General features: G+C 66.4%; 20 protein-coding genes. 6 read left to right on the top strand and 14 right to left on the bottom strand.

What is annotated here, in order from left to right:
* Positions 1 to 6: 6 nt before the first annotated feature.
* From menD to QRN11_RS03400, 4 genes are all read right to left on the bottom strand, one after another.
* Positions 7 to 1,758, bottom strand: a complete 1,752-nt coding sequence (gene menD, locus QRN11_RS03415) for a 2-succinyl-5-enolpyruvyl-6-hydroxy-3-cyclohexene-1-carboxylic-acid synthase (RefSeq protein ID WP_502935004.1) — start codon at positions 1,756 to 1,758, stop codon at positions 7 to 9.
* A 348-nt stretch (positions 1,759 to 2,106) separates the two neighbouring features.
* Positions 2,107 to 4,176 carry a PhoX family protein gene (locus QRN11_RS03410; RefSeq protein ID WP_285249889.1) on the bottom strand — a complete coding sequence of 690 codons (2,070 nt, stop codon included), beginning with the start codon at positions 4,174 to 4,176 and terminating at the stop codon, positions 2,107 to 2,109.
* 186 nt (positions 4,177 to 4,362) lie between these two features.
* Positions 4,363 to 5,358 carry an o-succinylbenzoate synthase gene (locus QRN11_RS03405; RefSeq protein WP_285249888.1) on the bottom strand — a complete coding sequence of 332 codons (996 nt, stop codon included), beginning with the start codon at positions 5,356 to 5,358 and terminating at the stop codon, positions 4,363 to 4,365.
* 29 nt (positions 5,359 to 5,387) lie between these two features.
* Complete coding sequence (locus QRN11_RS03400; protein ID WP_285249887.1) at positions 5,388 to 6,404, bottom strand: magnesium and cobalt transport protein CorA; 1,017 nt, start codon at positions 6,402 to 6,404, stop codon at positions 5,388 to 5,390.
* Positions 6,405 to 6,603: 199 nt separating this feature from the next.
* Between QRN11_RS03400 and QRN11_RS03395 the strand changes: the two genes are divergently transcribed.
* The 4 genes from QRN11_RS03395 (at position 6,604) to QRN11_RS03380 (ending at position 9,660) form a co-directional block, all read left to right on the top strand.
* Positions 6,604 to 6,945 carry an ArsR/SmtB family transcription factor gene (locus QRN11_RS03395; RefSeq protein WP_285249886.1) on the top strand — a complete coding sequence of 114 codons (342 nt, stop codon included), beginning with the start codon at positions 6,604 to 6,606 and terminating at the stop codon, positions 6,943 to 6,945.
* Positions 6,946 to 6,955: 10 nt separating this feature from the next.
* Positions 6,956 to 7,456, top strand: a complete 501-nt coding sequence (locus QRN11_RS03390; RefSeq protein ID WP_285249885.1) for an SRPBCC family protein — start codon at positions 6,956 to 6,958, stop codon at positions 7,454 to 7,456.
* A 26-nt stretch (positions 7,457 to 7,482) separates the two neighbouring features.
* Complete coding sequence (locus QRN11_RS03385; RefSeq protein ID WP_285249884.1) at positions 7,483 to 8,658, top strand: MFS transporter; 1,176 nt, start codon at positions 7,483 to 7,485, stop codon at positions 8,656 to 8,658.
* A gap of 96 nt (positions 8,659 to 8,754) precedes the next feature.
* A complete protein-coding gene (locus QRN11_RS03380) occupies positions 8,755 to 9,660 on the top strand; it encodes a phosphatase PAP2 family protein (RefSeq protein ID WP_285249883.1) in 906 nt (301 codons plus the stop codon).
* A 15-nt stretch (positions 9,661 to 9,675) separates the two neighbouring features.
* Here QRN11_RS03380 and QRN11_RS22495 read toward each other — a convergent pair whose 3' ends face one another.
* The 7 genes from QRN11_RS22495 to QRN11_RS03350 form a co-directional block, all read right to left on the bottom strand.
* Positions 9,676 to 10,329, bottom strand: coding sequence for a hypothetical protein (locus QRN11_RS22495; RefSeq protein ID WP_350223964.1), 654 nt, complete (start codon positions 10,327 to 10,329; stop codon positions 9,676 to 9,678).
* Positions 10,326 to 11,069, bottom strand: a complete 744-nt coding sequence (locus QRN11_RS22490) for a M20/M25/M40 family metallo-hydrolase (protein WP_350223963.1) — start codon at positions 11,067 to 11,069, stop codon at positions 10,326 to 10,328. The genes QRN11_RS22495 and QRN11_RS22490 overlap by 4 nt, the downstream gene beginning before the upstream one ends.
* Before the next feature lie 3 nt (positions 11,070 to 11,072).
* Entirely contained in the window at positions 11,073 to 12,851 is a 1,779-nt protein-coding gene (locus QRN11_RS03370) for an N-acetylglutaminylglutamine amidotransferase (protein WP_285249882.1), read from the bottom strand.
* 24 nt (positions 12,852 to 12,875) lie between these two features.
* A complete protein-coding gene (locus QRN11_RS03365) occupies positions 12,876 to 14,354 on the bottom strand; it encodes an aminotransferase class I/II-fold pyridoxal phosphate-dependent enzyme (protein ID WP_285249881.1) in 1,479 nt (492 codons plus the stop codon).
* A gap of 20 nt (positions 14,355 to 14,374) precedes the next feature.
* Positions 14,375 to 15,505, bottom strand: coding sequence for a glutamate--cysteine ligase (locus QRN11_RS03360; protein WP_285249992.1), 1,131 nt, complete (start codon positions 15,503 to 15,505; stop codon positions 14,375 to 14,377).
* A gap of 254 nt (positions 15,506 to 15,759) precedes the next feature.
* Positions 15,760 to 16,578, bottom strand: a complete 819-nt coding sequence (locus tag QRN11_RS03355; protein WP_285249880.1) for a gamma-glutamyl-gamma-aminobutyrate hydrolase family protein — start codon at positions 16,576 to 16,578, stop codon at positions 15,760 to 15,762.
* 109 nt (positions 16,579 to 16,687) lie between these two features.
* Positions 16,688 to 17,488, bottom strand: coding sequence for a carbon-nitrogen hydrolase family protein (locus QRN11_RS03350; RefSeq protein WP_091416311.1), 801 nt, complete (start codon positions 17,486 to 17,488; stop codon positions 16,688 to 16,690).
* 316 nt (positions 17,489 to 17,804) lie between these two features.
* On the opposite strand from QRN11_RS03350, the gene QRN11_RS03345 reads away from it, so the two are divergent.
* Both QRN11_RS03345 and QRN11_RS03340 read left to right on the top strand, forming a co-directional pair.
* On the top strand, positions 17,805 to 18,278 hold the full coding sequence (locus tag QRN11_RS03345; protein WP_142063947.1) for a hypothetical protein: 474 nt from the start codon (positions 17,805 to 17,807) through the stop codon (positions 18,276 to 18,278).
* A 190-nt stretch (positions 18,279 to 18,468) separates the two neighbouring features.
* On the top strand, positions 18,469 to 19,794 hold the full coding sequence (locus QRN11_RS03340; RefSeq protein WP_285249879.1) for a hypothetical protein: 1,326 nt from the start codon (positions 18,469 to 18,471) through the stop codon (positions 19,792 to 19,794).
* Positions 19,795 to 19,817: 23 nt separating this feature from the next.
* Here the strand turns inward: QRN11_RS03340 and QRN11_RS03335 are convergent, their stop codons facing one another.
* The 3 genes from QRN11_RS03335 to QRN11_RS03325 all read right to left on the bottom strand — a co-directional run bounded on the left by QRN11_RS03335 (position 19,818) and on the right by QRN11_RS03325 (position 22,795).
* A complete protein-coding gene (locus QRN11_RS03335) occupies positions 19,818 to 20,714 on the bottom strand; it encodes an LssY C-terminal domain-containing protein (RefSeq protein ID WP_285249878.1) in 897 nt (298 codons plus the stop codon).
* A 68-nt stretch (positions 20,715 to 20,782) separates the two neighbouring features.
* Positions 20,783 to 21,484, bottom strand: a complete 702-nt coding sequence (locus QRN11_RS03330; protein ID WP_285249877.1) for an esterase/lipase family protein — start codon at positions 21,482 to 21,484, stop codon at positions 20,783 to 20,785.
* A 93-nt stretch (positions 21,485 to 21,577) separates the two neighbouring features.
* Positions 21,578 to 22,795 (bottom strand): MFS transporter, encoded by a 1,218-nt coding sequence (locus QRN11_RS03325; protein WP_285249876.1) that lies wholly within the window; start codon positions 22,793 to 22,795, stop codon positions 21,578 to 21,580.
* Positions 22,796 to 22,820 lie beyond the last annotated feature (25 nt).

Below are 22,820 nucleotides of genomic sequence, written 5' to 3'. Positions count from 1 at the left end.
CCGGAACTAGCGCGCCAGGACTCCCCCGACGGCTGCGGCAACGGCGTCCTTGATCCGGGCATGCAGGGCACGCAGGCTGCTGCGGTCCGTACGGACTTCGATAAGGCTGCGGCCCTCCAGAGGCTGGTCAAGGGCTTCGGCGAGTGCCGCCGTCGTACTTACCGCGCTATGGCCGACGCCGTACGCCGCAGCAAGTGCCGCAAGGTCCACGGAGTGCGGGGTGGCGAAGAGGCGCTCGACGGCGTCGCCGTACGTTCCAGCCTCACGCACCGCGCCGTGTTCCAGCAGGTCGAAGATGGCGCCGCCGGAGTCGTTCAGGACCACGATCCGAAGCTGCGGCTGCTCCTCCCCTGGTCCCACCAGCAAGCCCCCGGCATCGTGCAGGAACGTGACATCGCCCAGGAGGACAGTGGTTTCCTGCCCGCTGCCCAGTGCGATGCCGGTGGCGGTGGAGATGGTGCCATCGATCCCCGCCAGGCCCCGGTTGGCATAGACGGTGGCGGCCGGTTCAGGGGCAGGCAGTCCGGCCAGGTCCGCGTCCCGGATGCCGTTGGAGGAGCCGAGCATCAGCTGGCCCCGGGCATGCTTCCAAACGAGGGACGCCACTGACGGGCCGGTGGCGGGCGCGTTCTCGGCCAGGACGAGGTCCAGCGCGTGCTGGGCGGCGGAACCGGCGAGCAGCCAGGTGTCCAGCCAGTCCGCCGGGCCGCGGCCGGCGAATTCCGCGAGGTCGGCGAGGCTTTCGAGGGGCAGTTCGGTGCGCCGGCCGGGTTCGTACCACGCCACGGGAACCGGCTGGTACAAAGCCGACGGCACGTCGGCGCGGGCAAGGAGCGCAGCGACCGGCCGGGACAGCGTGGGCCGGCCAAACAGCACCACCCGTTCGATGCGCTGCGCCGCGCCAGGGCCAAAGTGCTCCAGCAGCAGCCGGTACGGGCCCACGGCATTCGGCCCGAACCGGGCATTCGAGGACGGTTCCGCCAGCAGCGGCAGGCCGTGGGCGCGGGCGAAGGCCTCGGCCACCGGACCGGCGTCGTGTCCGGCCAGAACCACCGTCCGGTGCTCGGGCAGGTCCGTGGCGGCGGGCGGAAGATTCATGATGAGCGGCTCGGTGCCGATGCGGTAGCGCGGCCGTTCGGTTGCCGCGGGCAGCTGGTCGGCGGGCTCCGGAACCAGGGGGTCGCGGAAGGCAAGGTTGAGCTGGACCGGCCCGGGGGCGAGATCCGGGAACGCCCCGGTTGCGGCGGAGAGACCCGTCCGGACGGCCCGCTCCGGATCGGAGCCGGCCGGGATGTCGACGGCGAAACGAACCTGTTCACCGAAAATATCAGGCTGGATAGTGGTCTGGTTGGCACCGGTGCCGCGAAGTTCGTCCGGCCGGTCCGCCGAGAGGACAACCAGCGGAACCGCCGCGTGGTTGGCTTCCATCACCGCCGGCATCAGGTTTCCGACGGCGGTGCCGGACGTCGTGAGGACTGCCGCGGGCGAGCCGGTGGACAGGGCAAGGCCCAAGGCTGTGAATCCGGCGGAACGTTCGTCGATGCGGACCAGCAGTTCCACCCGGCCCTGCGCGGAAGCCTCGGCAAGCGCGTAGGCCATGGGGGCGGACCGGGAACCGGGCGAAACCACCACGTGCTGCACGCCGCCGTCGAGCAGTACCCCGACGGCGATCCGCGCGGCTGCCAGGGCTGTCAAGGAATCAGCAGCACGGGATGAATCAGGCGAGGCGTCGGGGGCAGGTTCGTTCAGCGAAGTCACCAAACCAGTCTGCCACCCCCGACGCCCTATCACCTTTCGCACCAATACGCCCCACGCCCCAGCACCTCCTTCACGAACGCCCCGACGCTCTATCACTTGATGCGCCTTAAACCGGAACGCTCTATCACTTGATGCGCCTTTAGCCGGAACGCTCTATCACTTGATGCGCCATAAATTGGAACGCTCTATCACTTGATGCGCCTTAAGCCGGAGCGCTCTATCACTCTCCTGAAGAGAGTGATAGAGCGTTCCGGTTATTCCTGCGGTAAGTGAGAGAGCGTCCTGGATTTTCCCGCGTTAAGTGAGAGAGCGTTCGATTCGGACAAGCTCAAATCGCCGCGGAGGGACCTAGCCGGGGAACACCTGGACTACGGCGGGTCGGGGCGCACGCACCTGGCCGGCTGCCGGCGTCGTGCCCGCCGGGACGTAGTCCGGGAAGTAGGAGTGCGGCGCCTCGAAGGTGCCTTCCTCGCCCGGGTGCTGCACGGAGACGAACACCGTGCGCTCGTCGTCGTGGATGACCGGGCCGCAGGTCTCGGCGTCGCGAGGAACGGAGAGGAACTGTTCCACCTTGCCACGCTCGGCGCCGTCCAGGGTGACCTTGAAGAGACCGTCGTTGTACCCGATGCCGGAGGGGGCGCCGTCGGTGGAGATCCAGAGGTTGCCGACGGAGTCGAAGGCCACGTTGTCCGGGCAGGAGATGGGCGAGACCTGGTCCACCGGGTAGCCGGAGAAGTAGGTGGCGTCACCCTGCGCCGGATCACCGCAGACCATCAGGAGGGTCCAATTGAACGTCGTGGACGTCTGGTCGCCGTTTTCGGTGATTTCCACGATGTGCCCGTCGCGGTTCTGCGTGCGCGGGTTGACCTCGGTGGCGCCTTCCTTTGTGCCGGTGCCGCGATCCGAGTTGTTGGTGCAGACCACGTAGACCTTTCCGGTGTGCAGGCTCGGCTGAACATCCTCGCAGCGGTCCATCTTGGTGGGCCCAACCTTGTCCGCAGCCAGGCGGGTGTACACCAGGACCTCCTCGACGGACATGCCCGGGACGGCGGACTTTCCGCCGACCACCAGTGGCAGCCATTCGCCCGTGCCGTCGAACGCGCCGTCGGAAGGAAGCGCCCCGGTGCCGGTGATTTCGGCAGAGGGTGAGTTGCCGGTGAACTTGGCAACGTAGAGGTCGCCCTCGGACAGCAGGTTCATGTTGTGCCGGCGGTCGCCTTCACGGTACTTCTCTGCGGAGACGAACTTGTAGAGGTAGTCGAACTTCTCGTCATCGCCCATGTAGGCCACCACGTGCCCGGATTCGGCCACGATCACGTTGGCGCCCTCGTGCTTGAAGCGGCCCATGGCGGAGCGCTTCTTGGGGGTGGAGGTGGGGTCGAACGGGTCAACCTCCACGATCCAGCCGAACCGGTTGGTTTCGTTCTCGTAGCCGGCGTTGCGGGTATCGAAGCGGGGGTCGTCCAACTCCCACTTGCGGTTGGTGGGCTTGGCGGTGAGGCCGTAGCGCTTGTCACTGGCTGAGGTGCCGGCGGCGACGAAGTAGCCGTTGAAGTTCTCCTCGCCGGAAAGGATGGTGCCCCAGGGGGTGGTGCCGCCGGAGCAGTTGCCGAACGTGCCCTTGATGGCGCGGCCGGAGGGGTCCGCGACGGTCCTGACGAGTGCGGAACCGGCAACGGGGCCGGTCAGTTCATAGGTGGTGTCGGAGAGGTAGCGGCGGTTCAGCGGTGCGCCCTTGACGTAGCTCCACGGTTTGGTGGTGTTCTTGCGCTCCAGCTCCACGACGGCCAGGCCGTGGGCGGCGCGGCCGATCGCGCGGGTTTCCTTAGCGTCGTATCCGGCCGGGACCATGATGTTCTCGTTAGTGTATTCGTGGTTGGTGAACAGCACGGCGCGGCGGCCCTTGCTGTCCGGAATTTCCACGATGTCCGTGTAGTCGTTGTTGTAGCCGAACTGGCGGGCCTGTGCTGCCGCGGTCTGGTTGTTCAGGTCGAAGTCCGGCGAGTCGGCGAACAGCGGGTCGCCCCAGCGGATGATCGGCTGCCAGGTGAATCCCTCGGGAACGGTGAAGGCGTCAACGGCCTTGTCCACCGGCTTGATGGCCGTGAACTGCAGCTTGGACTTGCCGAAGCCTTCCTTGGCGGCCTTGGAAAGGCCTACGGCACTCGCGGGTTCGGCGGACGTCACAGCGCTTCCAAGTACGACGGCGAGGGCACCGGCGGCGCCGAAGCCCAGGGCGGCGCGGCGGGACATGGTGGCGGAAGCGATGTCGCGGAAGTAGCTGTTGGAGCTGGTGTTGCAGACGTCGCCGGCGCAGGCGTTGTCACACTTGAGCGCGCAGGTGACGGGGCTCCGCTTTCCCTTGGTGTGGCCAAGCATGGGCAGCAGGTTGAACTTGCGGGCAGTCGTTTCAGACATGGGTGCCTTCCAAAAAATCGATGCGGTCCGCCCACCCTGCCAGCCAGTTCCTACGCTCAGTAGTCAGTGAGGTGAAGTTCCGGTGAACCGCCGGTGACCTGCAGAAACGTGATGGAGCGTCCGCAGGAAAGGCACCTCAAGTGAGAGAGCGTCCCGGGAAACCCCGCGTTAAGTGAGAGAGCGTCGCTACGGGGTGAGGAGGGCGTGGACGCGGGCCAGCCGGGCGAGCCACCAATCGCGACGTTCTGCGGAAGCCGCATACTGCTCAAGCAGCCCGGCGTCGGCGGCCACGTCGCGGAGGCGGATGGCGCCGTCGTCGGCCACCAACGGATCCGTGGTGACGTCCGATTCAAACAGGGACACCGTCCCCAGCCCGCACGCGTAGGGCAGTTCAGGCAGCGCTGCCGCGAGCGCAAGGCCCGCCCGGATCCCCACCGACGTGTCCAGCGCAGAACTGACGACGGCGGGCAGGGCGGCCTGTGCCACGATGTCCAGGGCACGCCGCACTCCCCCAAGCGGCGCCACCTTGACCACGATCAGGTCCGCCGCACCGGCCCGCGCCACTTTCAGGGGATCGGATTCCTTGCGGACGCTTTCATCCGCCGCGATCAGCACTGGAGTACCCGCGGACCGCAGAGCGCGCCGCACCTCGGCCAGGCCGTCGATGGTGGGAACGGGCTGCTCAGCGTATTCGAGTCCGACGCCGGCCAGCCGGGTGAGCGCCTTGATGGCAGTAGGCACGTCCCAGCCGCCGTTCGCATCCACGCGGATGGCTGCGTCCGGCAAGACGGAGCGGACGGCGGCGAGGCGGGCTGAATCGTCGTCGAGCGTCTGGCCCTGTTCGGCCACCTTGACCTTGACCGCGTCCACCCGGCCAAAGCGCGCAAGTATCTCGGGCACACGCTCCGCTGCAACGGCGGGGACGGTGGCGTTGACCGGGATCATGGGCCGCAGTGGAGCAGGAAACCCTTGCCAGCCGGCCTCGATGGCGGCGGCCAGCCAGTTGGAGGCCTCCGCGTCGGCATATTCGGGAAAGGGGCAGAATTCGCCCCAGCCGGCCGGGCCCTGAAGCAGGAGCGACTCGCGTTCCATGATGCCGCGGAACTTCACGCGCATGGGCAGGCTCACCACGCGTGCACCTGCCAGGAGTTCTTCAAGGGCGGGCACGGCAGGCGTAGGCATGGACCCACTGTACAAGCGGGCGTTTGCCGCTAGATCCATTTGTTGTGGCGGAACGTCCAGTAGAGCGCCAGTCCCATGGCCACCATCAACCCCAGCGCGAAGGGGTAGCCGAACACCCAGTCCAGCTCGGGCATGGAGCGGAAGTTCATGCCGTAGATGGTTCCCACGAGCGTCGGGGCGAACAGGATCGCCGCCCAGGACGAGATCCGCTTGACCTGCTCACTCTGCGCAAAACTGGATTCAGTGAGCCGGCGCATCTCGTCGTTCTGCCGTTGGGCCACGAGGGCGGCGTTGACGGCGAGGGCGTTCTGCAGCAGCGCCCGGAAGGAGGCTACGCGTTCGTTAAGCCGCAGCACGTGGTCCAGCACATCACGGAAATGGTCCTGGAGTTCGGGGTGGGGCACCCGCTCCGGAGTGCCGGCGGTGAGGGCCTGCAGGATGCCCGCCAGGGGGCTGGTGGCCCGCTGGAACGTGATCACCTGGCGGGAGAGTTCGTAGATCCGGCGGGAAACGTCGGGGTCGGCGCCGAAGAGGTCGTCCTCGATCTCGTCGATGTCGTTTTCGAGGCCCGCCGCCACCGGCTCGTACTCGTCCACCACCTGGTCCAGGATGCCGTAGAGCACAGCGTTTGGGCCCAGCGCGAGGAACTCCGGCATGGATTCCATCCGCCGGCGGACCTTGGCGAGGTCCGGGGATTCGGCGTGCCGGACGGTCACTACGTAGTCCTGGCCCACAAAAACGTGGATCTCGCCGAAGTCCACCTTTTCGACGTCGTCCAGGTAGCGGGCGGGCCGCAGGACCAGGAATACGCATTCGCCGTAATGCTCCAGCTTGGCGCGCTGGTGCCCGGCGAGGGCGTCCTCCACGGCCAGGGGGCTGAGGTCGAACTCCTCGGCCACGGACTGCAGTTCCTCGGCGTCCGGCCGGTACAGCCCGATCCAGGCCATCCCCTCCCGCTGCCGCAGCACAAAGTAGGTTTCGTCCAGGCTCCCGGGGTCCTGCGTGCGCAGCCCGTCAACATACACAGCGTTGTCGATGATGGTCACAGCCGTCCTCCTTTGTTGAACACAGCATCTCCTCCGGCGGGAGGAAGCGCTGCCCCTCGAAGCCCCGCGTGAGCCCATGGTTCCCTTGATCCGCACACTACTCAGCTTCACGGTTTTGGGAAGACTGAACACCGCAAGCGCTGAAACGCGCGCTCCAACAGATCTTCCACTCATACCCATATGGATATATGATGTGTCCATGGCGCGGGCGGCAACAACGGCAGATGCATTCAACGCGGTGGCCGAGCCCCGCCGCCGGGAGATCCTGGACGCCCTCAGCGAAGGCGAGCGGCCCGTCAACGAGCTGGTGGACCTGCTCGGCCTGGCACAGCCGCACGTGTCACGCCACTTGCGGGTCCTGCGCGAGGTGGGGGCCGTCGTCGTACGTGATGAAGGCCGGCACCGCGTCTACCGGCTTAATCCGCAAGCCCTCAAGCCCATCCACGACTGGGTGGCCGGTTACCGGCATCTCTGGGAGGAGCGCTTCGAGCTCCTGGAAGATGTGCTGGAGGACCTCAAAGAGTCAGACACGCAAGAGTAGGAGCAGGGCAATGCCACACACCAGCATTCTGGACGTCAGCTTTCCCAGCGATCAGGAAATCCTGATCACCCGCACCGTCAACGCGCCACGGCACCTCGTCTACAAAGCCTGGACCACGCCGGACCTCGTGAGGAGATGGTGGCCCGGCAGGCGCGGGGAGATGACGGTGGCAGACATGGACTTCCGCGTGGGAGGTGCCTGGCGGTATGTGATGGTGGCGCACGGTGAATCCGAGGTGGCCTTCCACGGGACGTACCGGGAGATCGTGCCCAACGAGCGGATCGTCCACACCGAAATCATGGAGACGCCAGGCACAGCTCCAGACAGCGAGGAGGGCGCCGTGCTGAACACTGTCACCTTTGAAGAGGCCGACGGCGGCGCCACCCTGGTCAGCATCCGCACCGATGCGGGCAGCAAGGAAGTGCGCGACATGATCGTCCAGTCCGGCATGGAGGACGGCGTCCGCGAGCAGTTCGAGATCATTGAAGAGCTGGCGGCCTCGCTCTCCTGACCCTTGCAGCGGATAAACTCGCGGGTGTGACCGCTTCCGGCCTTGCCACCCGCTCATCCTCCGCCCCGCTCTACGCCGCCGGATTCGTTACGGCGTTCGGCGCGCACAGTATTGCTGCGGGCCTGGGCGCGCAGAGTGGCAACATCGGCCTGACGCTGCTTAACCTGGGCATCCTCCTTGCGCTGTACGACATCTCGGAGGTGTTCCTCAAACCCGTTTTCGGCGCCCTCAGTGACCGGGTTGGCCCCAAGCCGGTGATCGTCGGCGGGCTCTTCGCCTTTGCGGCGCTGTCCCTGATCGGCCTGTGGGCGGCGGATCCGCTCATGCTGGCGCTGGCCCGGCTGGGCCAGGGCGCGGCGGCGTCGGCGTTTTCCCCGGCGTCGTCCTCCATGGTGGCCAGGCTGGCACGCGGCGGAAAAGCCGGCACGTACTTCGGCAGGTACGGGTCCTGGAAGAGCCTGGGCTACATCATCGGCCCGCTGCTCGGCGCCGGCCTCATCTTCGCCGGCGGCTTCCCCCTGCTGTTCGGGGCCCTTTCCGCGCTGGCTGTGGCGACGGCGGTCTGGGTCCTGGCTGCGGTGCCGCACCTGGAGCCGCTCCCCCGCCAGCGGTACACGGTGATGGACCTGGCACGGCAGGTGGGCGAGCGCCGCTTCCTGGTGCCCACGCTGGTGCTGGCCGCGTCCACTGCTGCACTCGGCGCAGCCGTTGGCTTCCTTCCCGCGCTGGCCACCCGGCACGGGCTCGGCGCCCTGGCCGGCACTGCAGCCGTCAGCGTCCTCGCCGCCGGCTCGGTACTGGTCCAGCCGTGGATGGGCCGGATGCGGGACAGCCACCGCATCACGGACAACCGGGGCACGACGGCGGGCCTGCTGCTGATCGCTACGGGTGTCGGCCTGGTGGCGCTCGCCCCGGGCGTGGTCACCATTTTCGTCGCCGCCGCAGTAATCGGCGCGGGCATCGGTGCTGTTACCCCGCTCGGGTTCGCCCACCTCGCGGACACCACACCGCCGGAGCGGATGGGACGGACTATGGGGTCCGCCGAACTCGGGCGGGAACTGGGCGACGCCGGCGGGCCGCTGCTGGTGGGCGGTATCGCTACCCTCACGGCCCTGCCTTTCGGCCTGGGCGCCCTGGCGGTGCTCGTTGCGGCGGCCAGCATCCCGCGGCTGGGCGCTGTCCCGCCCCGCCTGCCCAACTAGGTAGCGCCAAGTGTCGTTTTGGAGCTCGAAAACGACAGTTAGCGCTACCCAGTTGGGGTGCGGCCAGCTCCCAGCTTTCTGTGACACCCTTAACCGGTGACAATCTCGCGGCAGACCTCCACCAGGACACCCAGCCGGCCCGCTCCGGGTTCGGGTTTCCTGTTCGTTCTTGCCACGCTGGCGTGCATCGCCGGTCTGATCGCGACGTACCACTACTTTGTCCAGACCACCACAGGCCAGTTCATTGACGAGTCGGCGCTGGTGGAGGCTGTGCAGATCCACGGGCCGGCGGGCAAGGCGAGCACCAAGTTCCTGGACCTGCTGCCCACCATCTCACTGGTGATGGCCGCCGTCGTGGTCCTGTTTGTCACCGTGATCCGCAAGCACTGGACCGAGGCCGGCATTGCAGTGGCCGCCTGCATAGGCGCGAACATCGCCACGCAGGTGCTCAAGGACCTGCTGCCGGCGCGGCCGGACAAGGGCGTGGTGACGCTGGAGCTGAACTCGCTGCCGTCCGGCCACACCACGCTCGCGGCATCCGCTGCGGCTGCCGTATTCCTGATGGCATCGCCGCGGTGGCGGCCGATGGCCGGCTTCGTGGGAGGCACGTTCGCCATCGCCTCCGGCGTGTCCACGCTGATCAACCAGTGGCACCGGCCGGCCGACGTGGTGGCCGCATTCCTGTTGGTGGGCGCGTTTATGATTCCCGCAGGCTGGCTGATCATCCGGCGGGGAATGTGGAACGCCTGGGACGGTTTCGGCGCGCACGTGGGTTCGGCCAGGGTCTGGCTGTCGCTGCCGGTGGTGATCGGGCTGTCGTCGGCGGCCGTGGCGATGTATTCGCTGGCCCGGATCGCGCCGAGCCCCTGGCAGGAGACCAGCACCACCAACTACTTCTGGGCCGGTATCTCCCTGATTGTCATAGCCGGGTATCTGGCCACCGTCGCCACCACTGCCCTGTTCGCATTCTCCGCACGACGGCGGGACTCACCTCAGCGCTGATGCCGCGCCGCAGGGTCAGTCCGGGGAATTAAGCCGGGCAATCAACAGAGCCTCGGCGACGATGGCGTTTTCGAAATCGCCCAGGTGGATTGATTCGTTCGCCCCGTGGGCCCGGGAATCGGGATCCTCCGCCCCGGTGATGAGGACCTCCGCCCGCGGGTACAGCTTGGTCAGGATGTCGACCGCCGGAATCGAGCCGCCCACCCCCATGCAGACGGCCGGGACGCCCCACGTGTCCTCCATCGCCCCGAGCATGGTCCGGGCGGCCCGTGAGGTTGCGTCGCCCGCAAACCCCTCGGTCCGGCCGGCGGGCGTGAAGGTCACGTCGGCGCCAAAGGGAGTGTGTGACTCCACATGCCGGCGGACTGCCTCCATCGCGGCAGCCGTATCAGTCGCCGGCGCCAGGCTGAGGCTGAACTTGGCCCGGGCCACCGGCAGCAGAGTGTCCGAGGAAAGGGCCACCGAAGGAACGTCCATTCCGATAACCGCCAGCGCCGGCTTGGTCCACAGCCGCGACGTCAAGGACCCCGAGCCGGCCAGCGGAACCCCGGGACGCACGCCGGAATCCGCCCGGAATTCCTCCTCGGACAGCAAAGGCCCCGGTGCATCAGAGGAAAGGAGCCCCTCCACCGCGACGCTGCCGTCGTCGTGATGGAGCGTGGCAATCAAGCGGACAGCACGGTGACCGCATCCAGCAGCGGCCCGCCGTACGTGCCCGAATGCAGCGCATGGTCCAGTACCCGCACCTCGATGGTGCCCAGGATCAACCCGCGCAGGCTGGTGGTCAGCGCCGGTACCCCCACCTTCCAGTTTCCGGAGTCTGCCACCACCAGGACGTCGGCGTGAAGCAGGTCCGCGTGCTGTTGAAGCAGCAGGGGAAGCGACGGCGAACCGGCTTCCTCCTCGCCGTCGATGAACACCGTCACCCCGAGCTCCAGATCATCGCCCAGCACGTGCAGCGCGTTCCGGAAAGCGGCCAGGTGCAGCATCACGCCCGCCTTGTTGTCCGCCACTCCCCTGCCCCAGAGCCGGCCGTCCCGCTCCACGGCGTCAAACGGCGGGCTCTCCCAGAGCGTGATGTCACCTGCCGGCTGGACATCGTAATGCGCGTACAGCAGGAGCGTCGGCTTGCCGTTGCGGGCAGGCCTGCGTCCCACCACCGCAGGTGCCCCCGGTGCACCGTCCGGCCGGGGTGCCTGCAGGATGTCGACGTCGGTGATCCCGGCCTCGTGAAGCAGCGCAGCTACGTGCTTGGCGGCTGTGTCCAGTTCGGCCGGGTCGAAGGAGTCCCACGCCATGGCCGGAATCCGGACCAGCCCGGACAACTGGCCGACGACGGCGGCAAAGTCCGCGCCCACCGCTTGCCGGAGCGGGGACAACAGGGAGATGTGGGTGCCTTCCAGGGCCAAGGATCAGCCCACCCCGTGGTGCTGGAGCCACATTTCAAGCAGTGCCAGTTGCCAGAGCACGTTGCTGTTAACCGGGGTCCGCTGCACGTTGGGGTTGGCCAGGAGACCGTCGATGTACGCAGGCTGGAAGAGCCCGCGCTGCTTGGCCTCGGGCGCGTGCAGCGCTTCGCGGACCATGCTGATGAAGGGTTCTTCCAGGTGCCGCAGGGCCGGGACGGGGAAGTATCCCTTGGGCCGGTCCACCACAGCCGCCGGGAGCAGTTGCCGGCCCAGGTCCTTCAGAATTCCTTTCCCGCCCTGGGAGGCCTTGAATTCGGGCGGGCAGGCGGCGGCGAGTTCCACCAGTTCGTGGTCCAGGAACGGGACGCGCGCTTCGATGCCCCATGCCATGCTCATGTTGTCCAGCCGCTTAACGGGGTCGTCCACCATCAGCAGGTGGGTGTCCAGCCGCAACACTGCATCCAGGGCCGTCTCCGCCCCGGGAGCGCGCAGGTTGTCGGCCAGGACCTCACGGCTTACATCTGTACCGGAGTACCACTCGGGCTCCAGGATGTTCAGGAGCTCCTCATGGCTGTGGTCCACAAAGCTCGCTGAAAAAGCCGATAAAGCCCCGGACCGGCCCGCAGAAGCAAGCGGTTGGTGGTACCCGTACCCGCCAAATACCTCGTCGGCGCCCTGGCCGCACTGCACCACCTTCACGTGCTCCGTCACGGTTTGGCACAGTAGGTGGAAGGCCGTCACGTCATGGCTGGCCATCGGCTCGGACATCGCCCCCACTGCCCCGGCAATGGACGGGGCGAACTCGGAGGTGCTCACGTGCAGCTGCTCATGCCTGGTTCCGAACTCCCGGGCCACGAGGTCCGAGTAGGCGAACTCATTCCCGGAATCGCCGCCCGCGCCGTCGAACCCGATGCTGAAGGTCGAGAGGCCGTGCTGGCCTTCCTCCGCCAGCAACGCAACCAGGAGGCTCGAATCCAGTCCCCCGGAGAGCAGTACGCCTACCGGCACATCGGCCACCATCCGCCGTCGTACGGCCGTTTTTAGCGACTCGCGGACGGCGTCCTGCCAGTCGGCAGCGGACCAGCCCGAGTGCTCCGCCTTCCGCGTGTAGGAAGGCTTCCAGTACTCGCGGTCGTGCCAGGTCCCGTCCGGGCGGATGGTGCGGATGGTGGCCGCGGGCAGCTTCTGGACGCCGTCCAGGATGGTCCGCGGGGCGGGAACGATCGAGTGCCAGCTCAGGTAATGGTGCAGTGCAGCCTCGTCGATGGACGTGTCGATCCCGCCGGAAGCCACCAGCGCAGGCAGGCTGGACGCGAAGCGCAGCCGGCCGTGCCGGTGGGAAACGTACACGGGCTTGATGCCCAGCCGGTCCCGGACCAGCAGGACTTCCTGCCGCCGGGGGTCATACAGCGCGATGGCGAACATCCCCACCAGGTGGTGGACGAAGTCGTCGCCCCACTTCCGGTAGGCCTTCAGGATCACCTCGGTGTCGCTGGTGGACCGGAAGGTGAATTCGGGTTCGAGTTCGCGGCGCAGCTCCTTGTAGTTGTAGATGCAGCCGTTGAAGGTGATGGCCAGGCCGCCGTCGTCCACCATGGGCTGGGCGCCCGCCGTGGAAACGTCGATGATGCTGAGCCGCTGATGCCCCAGTGCAACCCAGCCCGCCTCCCAGGTTCCCCGTCCGTCCGGTCCCCTCGACGTCATTGCCCCCATGATGTCCAGAACTGCCTCCTGCGAGGCCCGTCTACCGTTGAAGGCGATTTCGCCGGCTATACCGCACATGCTGCTGTCCTCGTTCCTTGCGATTTACTGCGATCGGTGTGGTTCTTCACGGACCACCCTGATGGTCTTGAGCGTTGGATCGGCGGGATCAGGCAGGACCATCCCTGCCTCCACCCCGCTCCTGAGATAGTCGATGGCGGCTTTGTTGATCCGCTCGCCGGGCAGCAGGAGCGGCACACCCGGCGGGTACGGGGTGGCCATTTCTGCGGCAATACGCCCCGGCGCTTCCTCGCACGGGATGACTTCCACCGGCCCGAAGAACGCATCCCGGGGCAGCATCACCGTTTCCAGGAAAAGGTCCTCCTCGCTGGGGATGACGACGGCGGGAGGCCGGGGCAGGTCCGGAGCGGCTTCGGTGAGTGCGCGGAGCCCGCCCAGGAGACGCTCCGCAGTTTCCTGGTCATCTGACGCCGAGATCACCGCCTCGGTCCGGCGGTGGTCTGTTGTGCCCATGTCGATGCGGCAGTTTTCGCGCAACCAGTCGGTGGCCTGGAACCCGCTGATGCCGAGGCTGGAAACGTCGATCATGATGTGCTGGATGTCCAGGTCGTGGGAGGCTTCGGCGTGGACGAGTTCGTCTTCAAGGACGTGCAGGCCGGGGATCGCCTCAATGTCCCGGCGGAGTCCTCTGGTGAGCTCCAGGGCCTTGTCGATCATGGCTTTGCCCTCCTGCACCATCTGCCGGCGCCAGCCGTCCATCGCCGCGTACAGCAGCGTGTTGGCGCTGGTGGTGGAGAGGACGTCGGCGCACTGGTTGAGGCGGACGGGGTCCACCAGGTTGCCTTGGAGGTGGAAAATGGAGCCCTGCTCGAACCCGAGTCCCATCTTGTGCACGCTGACCACGCAGATATCAGCGCCGGCGGACATGGCCCAGGTGGGGGTGTCCGGGTGGAAGGGCAGGTGGGCGCCCCAGGCCTCGTCGACAATCAGCGGTTTGCCCCGCTTGTGGCAGATCTCGGCGATGGCCTTGAGGTCCGCGCACGTGCCGTAGGGGGTGGGGCTGACGATCAATGCGGCGGATGCGTCCGGGTACCGTTGCCACATCTCCTCAACAGTTTCCGGTGACGGCGGGTGGCTCAGCTTGAGCTCGTTGTCCCAGCGCGGCTTGATCCACCGGGGCTGCAGCCCGGACAGGACAAGCCCGGAGACCACTGATTTGTGGGCGTCGCGGCTGATGAGGAGCTCCCCCTCGCCGCGTGTGACGGCCAGGATGGCGGCCTTGATGGACAGGGAGCTGCCGCAGGTGGTGAAGAAGGCCTTGTCTGCTCCCACGGCTTCGGCAAGGAGCTGCTCTGCTTTGGACAGGTAGCCATTGGAGGACTGCCGGTCGTCCAGGCCTGAGGAGGCAACGACGTCGGACTTGAAGCTTTGTTCGCCCAGCACCTCCAGCACCCGCGGATCGACGCCGCGGCCCTGGCGGTGGGCAGGCGGTGTGAAGCCGTACCTGTCCAGTTTCTGGTGTTCGGCCAGTGCATCAAGCACCGGTGTTTCGTTCTGGTCCATGTGTCCTCCCGGATGGTTGTCTAGGAACTCTGGTCGGTGGCCAGCAGCGGCAATCCCCTTAGCGTCTGAAGCGGTGTGGCCGGCAGGCTGGTGATGTGGACGGCGTCGGCGATGACGTGGCACAGGCTGCGCTCCGCGAACGCGGCACGCTGGCGTGCAGCGCCTGTACCCCTGGTCAGCACCTGGAACAGCAGGGACTCCACAACATCGAACTCGTCCTGGCTCTTCAACGCTGCGTGCACGTGATCCAGCAGCGCCATGGCCACCTCGAACGCGGGCCGGGGCCGGCCGGTGAGAGGGTCCAGCAAGTCGCCGTCGAGCCCGAAGCGGCCCGCCTGCCAGGAAGCAAGCCGCAATTGTGTGGCGGAGACAGGGGCGGGAGGCACGCCCTCACGCCATTGCCTGGCTGCCGTCTCCACCAGGCCCCGGACCAGCCCGGCCAGGAGGACGGCGTCGTCGGCAAAAAGGCACACATCCCCCACCCGTACTTCAACGGTGCGATGCCGGTGGCTGAGCCGGGCATCAAAGTAGATTTGCCCCCTGTCCAGCAGGACTCCGGAACCCAAGATCTCGTTGACCTGGCGGTGGTAGGCATCGGCTGATCCGAAAATCTCGCAGGGCCCCGCGGTGGGCCACCGGTTCCACGCCTGGGAGCGGTAGCTTGCATACCCCGAGTCCGTGGCGTTCCAGAAAGGGGAATTGGCGGTGATGGCCATGAGCACCGGGAGCCAGATCCGGATCCGGTCCAGGACGGCGACGCCTTCCTCGTCCGACTCGATTTCCACATGTACATGGCAGCCGCAGGTCAGCTGCTCCACCGCCGTCAGGCCGAACCGCTCGATCATCCGCTCATACCGCAGGCCGGGGCTCGTTGTGGTTTTGACATGTAGGGGTGACGTGGCCAGGGCCACTGACCGTGCCCCCGCTGCGCGGGCAGTTGAATCGGCGCTGAGCCGCCGCACTGTGATGTCCCGGGCGAGCTCGTCCAGGCTGATCCTCGGCAGCGTGCAGGTTTCGATCTGCTCCTGCTTCATCTCCCGGCTCAGCCCGTCGTCACCGTTCAGGCGTTCCAGGAGGTCTCCGAGGGGCACGGCATGCCCGTCCGCGGCATCGACGATGAGGAACTCCTCCTCAACACCTACCCGGCGCATCACAGCTGCCCCTTAGGACCGTCAGCTCCCCTGCAAGGGGCTGGTCGATGGGCAGGAGGAAAAACGATAAGGAAATCAGCCATCATTCGCTCCTGGATCAAACCCATGAAGCTTTGGCTTAACTTCAGTGTCTAAAACATACTAAGCATGCTTATTTATATCGGGCAAGCTGCAACGCAGGAACCGCCCAGAACGGCGCACTTTGACGTGCTGCTTCGGGGCGGTTCCGCTGCTCTTGAAAGGAAGCTTCCGGGTCAGGCCAGCGCGGGTCCGGCCATGCTGGCATTGATTTCGGCGGAGACGGACGACGGCGGCGTGGCCGGCACCAGCCGGGACAGGAACTTTCCGCGGGCTGCTTCGACAAACCCGCGGAACAGGCCGAAGTCCTCCGGCAACTCCTCCGGGTGCCACTGGACGCCCAGGGCGAACGTGCTGGCAGGGCGCTCGATGGCTTCCACCACCTGGTCCTCGCTCCATGCGGCGGCGGTGAGGCCCTCGCCCAGTTTGTCCACGGCCTGGTGGTGGGAGACCGGCACGGGCCCGGGGTTGGGTCCGATCAGCTGCTCCAGGTGGGAACCGGGTTTGATCTCCACCGGGATGCGGTTGAAGGTGTAGCCTCCGGGCTGGTAATTGCCGCTGCCGATGACATCGGGCAGGTGCTGGTGGAGGCTGCCGCCGAGCGTCACGTTCAGCAGCTGCTCGCCGCGGCAGATGCACAGCAGTGGAACGTCCTGCCGGATGGCTTCCTGGATGAGGGCCTGCTCCCAGGCGTCCCGCTCCGGATGCGGCGCGTCGGTTGCGGGGTGGGCTTCCTGGCCGTACAGGGCCGGGTTGACGTCCCAGCCGCCCGGTACCACCAGGCCGTCGAGCCTGCTGACCAGCAGTTCCACCACGCCTGCCATCACCGGCTGCGGCGGCAGCAGGATGGGCATGCCGCCAGCGGCGATGATCGGTTTCAGGTACGTCTCGGGAAGGAAAGCTGCCCTGACCGTGCCGCAACCATCAGTACCCGCCTGCTCAAGGTAGGTGGTGAGTCCGATGACAGGTTTCATTGCGGCGTCGGTGGTGTGCACTGAGGTCCCTCCAGGAAGAATTACTGACTCCAATTTTATGGCCCATGCAGCCCCGGAATGTTTCGCCAGTGTCAATTCCAAGTGTCAAGACGATCACACTTCTTGCGGCTCATTCCTCGTCTGCCGGGACCACCCGAAAACGGCGGTTCCGCAGGGAGGGCACACGCGTCCGGACGGCCGCGATCCGTTCGGGTTCAAGCTCCGCAAAGACCAGGCCCGGCGCCTCGCCGGCATTGGCGATCACCACCCCGAAGGGATCCACCACCATGGAATAGGCAGTGGCCAGCGGTCCGCACTGGTTTGCCGCCACTACATAGGAGGTGTTCTCGATGGCCCGGGCGCGCAGCAGGGTATAAAAGTGGTCTTCTTTGCCCGGCCCGGCGATCCACATGGCAGGCAGCAGCAGGACGTTGGCTCCGGCGTCCACCAGGTAGCGGGCGCTCTCCGGAAACCTCAGGTCGTAGCAGGTGAGCATGCCCAGGCGCAGCTGGCCGTAGGAGAGCAGGGCGGGCACCCCGATGGATCCCTGGCTGGTGCCGTCACTTTCCCGGTAGCCGAAGGCGTCGTACAGATGGATTTTGCGGTACGTGCCCTGGATGGCGCCGGCGGCGTCGAGTGCCACCAGGGTGTTGAACGGCAGGCCGTCGGGATTGGCCTCGGTGGTGCCCACGACGACGGGCAGCCGGAGGTTCTTGGCGAGAGCTGCGATACCGCTGATAAAAGGGCCGTCCAGGGGCTCCGCCACAACGGCCAGGACGGTGGCTGGTTCGGCGCTGGCGTAGAGGCTGGACTCCGGAAGCACCAGGAGGTCCGCGTTTCCCAGGGCGGCAGCTTCCATCAGCTGCGCGATCTGCTGCAGGTTGTTCCGGGGTACCCGGCCGGCACTGAACTGCCCTGAGGCGATCCTCATGTCCGTCCTCCTGCCACCGGGAAAGGGCCCCCTCAACACAGACTGGCACACGCGGGTCTGCGGGAACAGTCCCTTCGTGTTTCCCCAGCCCAACCAGGTAGCGCGAAGTGTCGTTTTGATGCTCCATAACGTCACTTAGCGGTACCTGGTTGGGAAGGATGCCGTTGACCTGCGGAAACGTCGATGAACTATTGACAGAACCTTGAGTGATTACCCGTGTGTAATTTGAGGCAGCTCCGCGAAGCTATTCCTATCGGAGCCGCTAAGGCTCACAAGGTCTCAGCGGAACACCGCACAAAATTTTTAGGGGCACATCATGGGCAAGGTTGCAGGACGTAAAAAGCGCATCATCGGTACCACAGTTGCACTGGTAGCCATCGGCGGCGGAGCCGCCTTTGCCTACTGGAGCGCTACCGGCACGCACGACACCACCACCGCCGCCGGCACCGCCACCAACTTCACCATTTCCAGCACGATTACGGGGAACCCGCTCTCCCCCAACGGCCCCACCAAGACGGCCACCTTCACGGTGACCAACCCGGGCACCGGCGTCCAGAAACTCAGCAACGTTGTTGTGACGGTCGCCGGCACGGACGGTGCGGCCTGGACCGCTGTAACCGGATGCTCGGCAGCTGACTTCGTAGTCGGCACGCCGGCCTTCACTCCCACCGAGATCGCGGCCAATGGCGCCGTGACCGGCACCGTTACCCTTCAGATGGTCGACCGCCCCGGCATCAACCAGGACGGCTGCAAGGGTGCCGCGGTGCCCCTGCACTTCTCGGCCAGCTGAAGAGGGCAGGGATTAACCTTCCTGGAACAGTCCATCAGCTTCATAGCCCGATGGTGATGAAGCCCGCCTAACTGCTACAAGCTCGACTTTTTGGAAGGTTCCCGTGCCCACAGTCGCCAGCTCCCCCGAAGCCACCCCCCGGCTTCGGCGGGAGCTGGTTTTGTTTTTTCCGATGGTTCGTTCAGCGGCCTTGGCCGTTATCGTTCTCATCGCTGCGACCCTCGTGGGCGCCGTTCCGGCATCCGCCTATTGGCGCGCCGCCGGAACGGGGAGTACGACGGCGTCAGTCGCTACGCTGCTGCCGCCCACCAACGTGTCGGTGCCGGCCACCAGCAACTCCAGCGTTGCCGTCAGCTGGACTGCTTCCACCGGTGCGATCGTCCCCACGGGCTACTACGTCACTCGGCTTACCGGCACCACGGCCATTGCTGCGTGCGGTTCGAGCCCTTCGGCACCTATCGCTGCCACCTCCTGCACGGACACCTCTGTACCGGAGGGGACCCACCGATACATGGTCACGGCGGTTTACCGCTCATGGACTGCCGCCAGCACCGCGAGCGGAAGCGTAACCGTCAGCAGTGTGAGCGTTCTGGCGTTCACGTCGCAGCCGGCTGCGAGCGTCACAGCCGGCACGGCCACCATCTCTGTCAGCGTGCAGGCCCAGACCCTGCTGGGCCTTCCCGTGGCAGGCGTTCCGGTGACCATCGGCTTCGCCAACAATGCCGGCGGCGGAACACTGTCCGGCACGGTGACAGCCATAACCAACTTGTCCGGCACCGCCACCTTCACCGGCATGTCCATTAACAAGTCTGGAAGCGGCTACACCCTTGCCGCTTCCAGCACCGGATATTCCGGAGCGGTCAGCAGCAGTTTCGAGGTCACCCCAGCGGCCGCGAACAAGCTGGTCCTCATCCCCGGAAGCACTCTTACCGGCCCTGCATCCTCCGCGGCACTACTGGGTCCGGTAACCCTGCAGCGCCAGGACGCCTACGGGAACCCGGTGACGGCGGGGACCACCACCGTCTCCATGACCACCTCCGCAGCGACGGGATTCTTCGCGGCAACGGCCAACGGGGCAAAGGTCACTGCAGTGACCATCCCGGCCGGGTCCTCGTCCGCATCGTACTTTTACGGCGATACCAAAGTTGGCACGGCAACCATCACGGCAACGGCGCCGGGCCTGACCGCTCCTGCTGCAGTCACCGCGACCATCACAGCAGCCCCGGCCGGCAAGCTGAAGTTTGATGCCGTTCCCGCCATAGTCTTGAAAAACACGGCGATAACACCCACCGTGACGGTCCGCTTCCTGGATGCCTTTGGCAATCCGGCTGATGGTTCGGCCCAGGTCACGCTGACGTCCACCTGTACCGTCAAGGGCACCCTCACCGTATCCGCTTCTGCGGGAGTTGCGTCCTTCCCGGACCTCCAGATTGCCGGAAAGGCCACGGGCTGCACGCTGAGCGCAAGCAGCGGCTCCCTGGCCGGGGACACCAGCAACTCGTTCAACGCGGAGTAAGCACCATCCGGTGGTTCCGCCACCTATGAGGATTTACGCAACCGCTCCGGCGGGTGCAGGTCGATAATCGGCAGGTGCCCGTCGGTGCGGATGGCGTCACCGCCGCCGTTACGGTGGTGGTAGCCGCTGGAGTAGTTGAGGATGATGTGGATAGACTCCACGGCGTTGGCCGAGCGGAGCGTCTCGATGATGAAGTCCCGTTCCTCATCCGTGCGGTCGGCGATCTTGTGGGTGATCTGGAAGGTGAACAGTGACAGCCCCACGCTCCGGTCGTAGGTGCCGGCGCCCACCCAGTCCACGGCGAGTCCGCCCGGGAGCCGCCATCCGGGCGGGCATTTCCAGAACCGGACGTGATGCCGCTTCCGCGGGTTTCCTTCGATTTCGCGCTGGAAGGCGAGGTCCTGCTTGTTGCCGAATACGTAGAGCGAACTGACCGGTGCGGCCGGATAGCTGCGCCCCAGGACCGTGGATGTGAGCGTGCGCCAGGCGGTGCCGGGCGTGATCGGATCAGCCTCCACCCAGCCCGCCGTCATCATGGCCTGGCGCAATTCCTCCCTGGGACCCACCACGGCGAGGTTCACGGGGTCGCCCAAAACGCCGTCGCCCGTCCTCGTCCTCCCGATGAAGTAGTCCGGAATGTACAGGCTGCTGAGGATCTTGTGCACGCGCGGCAGCAGGGCGTAGGCCAGGATCAGCCAGACCGGCAGGAACACCCACGCCTGTTCCGGGCCGCGTGACAGGCGGGCGAGCAGGAAATAGTAGACCGCCCAGCCCACGGCGATGGTCACCACCAGGTACAGCAGCCGCTGCAGGACGGCCAGGACGGTGGCCCATCTGCTTTGCCGGCGGACCACGGGGCTGCTGGAACGTGAGTGGTCCGGCTCATCCGGAACAGCCCGCTGGGAGCCAGTGGACGTCACGACGCTTCTCCTTTCGGTCGCTCACCAATAGCCTAAAAGGTCCGGTGGGATAGCCGGACGCCCTCAGACTAGGCCGGAAGGTTCAGCTGCTCCACGATGATCCGGGCCGTCTCCGGCTCGCCCAGAATCCGGAAGTGCCCGGCGGCGGGCAGCTCGATGTTGGTGGCACCCGGCAGGACGCTGCCCTCCGGGATGTGCGGGTCGAACGGGCCGTAGATGGAGGTGATCCGGCTGTTAATGGTCTCCTCCCGTGCCAGCTGAAGCGTCAAGGCGTTGCGCGGGGAGAAGATCCGCAGGCTGGGCAGCAGCATGTAGCGGGCATAGCGGGAGCCGGAAAACGGCGTGCAGACGGCAATCATCCGCTCAATCCGGTGCTCGGGGTCCAGGTTCAGCATGGCGTACTTTCCGATCAGCCCGCCCTTGCTGTGCGCCACTATGGCAACATCACGCAGGCCCGCTTCCTCCAGGTGCTGGGCCACCATGCGTGCGGCGGCGGGAACATCCAGCTTGTTCCGCTGCAGCACCGTCACCACGTGGACCGGGTGGCCGGCATCATGGATGGACCGGATGAGCGGCATCATGAACTGCCAGTTTTCGTACACGCCCGGAATAATCAGCACGGGACTGAGGTGGCCTTTATGGAAGGAACCCGGCTGCACCCTGGACACTGTGCCCTGGACCTGGCAGATGGCGGCATAGACGTAGTCCTGCAGCCACCACACGGCTTTCTGCAGGCCACTGCCACGGACGGGCATCCCCGTTTCACTCATCTGTCGAGGATAGCGCCCGCACCCCGTTGCCCTATCACTTTTGGTCCCCAACCGGGCAGTTTGGGCACCAAAAGTGATGGCTCAAGTGGAGGGTCAGTAGTTCCGGCGGTGCTTCAGTCGGGGAATCACGACGGCGAACACGGCCGCCGCCGCGAAGCCCAGGATGCCGGTGGCTGAGATCCCCGCGCCCAGGGAGGCCAGGGCCGTCACCCCGGACAGGAGCACCGGGCCGCCCGTGGAACCGGCGTCCGCCATGAACCGCCACAGCCCCAGGAACTGCCCGCGCCCGCGGTCCGGCGAGAAATCAGCCCCCAAGGTCATCACCAGTCCGGAGCTGATCCCGTTCCCGAACCCGATCAGCAGCGCCGCGAGCAGCAGCCCGGTAAAGGACCCGGTCAGCGGAATCAGCAGCAGGGCCAGTCCCATCAGCAGCGTGGACGGAACGGCCACAAACTGCCGGCCCTTCCGGTCCATCAGCTTCCCGGCCGGATAAAACACCAGCATGTCGATGGCTCCGGACAGACCGTAGATCAGCGATGCGGAACTGGCATCCATGCCCAGGTGGTCCGCCCACAGCGGGATCACCACCTGGCGTGAGGAGCGCAGCGCACTCAGCAGCAGGATGCCCACACCCACGCTCAGGAACACCTTCGCGTGGGACACAGCGACGTTACGGAGGGTGGGCTCCGGACCCTTGTGCCCGCCGTCGGACGTTCCAGCCAGCTCCAGGTCGGGGATGGTGAGGGACAGCAAGGCAGCCGCAGCCATCGCCACCACCCCTACCCAGTACGCACCGCCGATGCCCGAGAACTGCATCACCGCGGCGCCCAGGAACGGCCCGATGAACACACCGATCCGGTTCACTCCGCCCAGTGTGGACAACGCCCGCGCCCGGAACTCCACTGGCACAGCCTCGGTGAGGTACTTCTGCCGTGCAAGCCCGAACACGGCGCCGGACATCCCGACAACGGCCATCGCCACCGCAAGCAGCCACAGTCCGTTGGGGATCAGCGAGGACAGCCCCGCGGCGGCCAGGGCCAGGCCGGCAGCCACTGCGGCGCCCACAATGGCCCAGCGTTCGCCGAACTTCAGCGTCACCAGGGAGGCGGGCAGGTTGAAGAACCACGAGCCCAGTCCTATCAGCGTGACGATCAGCGCCGCGAGGGCCACCGAAGCACCAAGCCCGCGGGCGGTCAGTGCCACCACCGGAAGAATGGCGCCCTGCCCGACCCCAAAAAGCAGCGTGGGGCCGAAAGCGGCCACGGCGATACCGCGCAAGGTAAAGGGCTGTGGGTCATCCGGGGAAGTCATCAGATTTATCCTAGGGCGGGCTGCA

Origin of the sequence: Pseudarthrobacter sp. fls2-241-R2A-168 (assembly GCF_030209335.1) — a bacterium.
Classification (GTDB): domain Bacteria; phylum Actinomycetota; class Actinomycetes; order Actinomycetales; family Micrococcaceae; genus Arthrobacter.
This window is presented reverse-complemented; position numbering and strand designations above follow the sequence as displayed.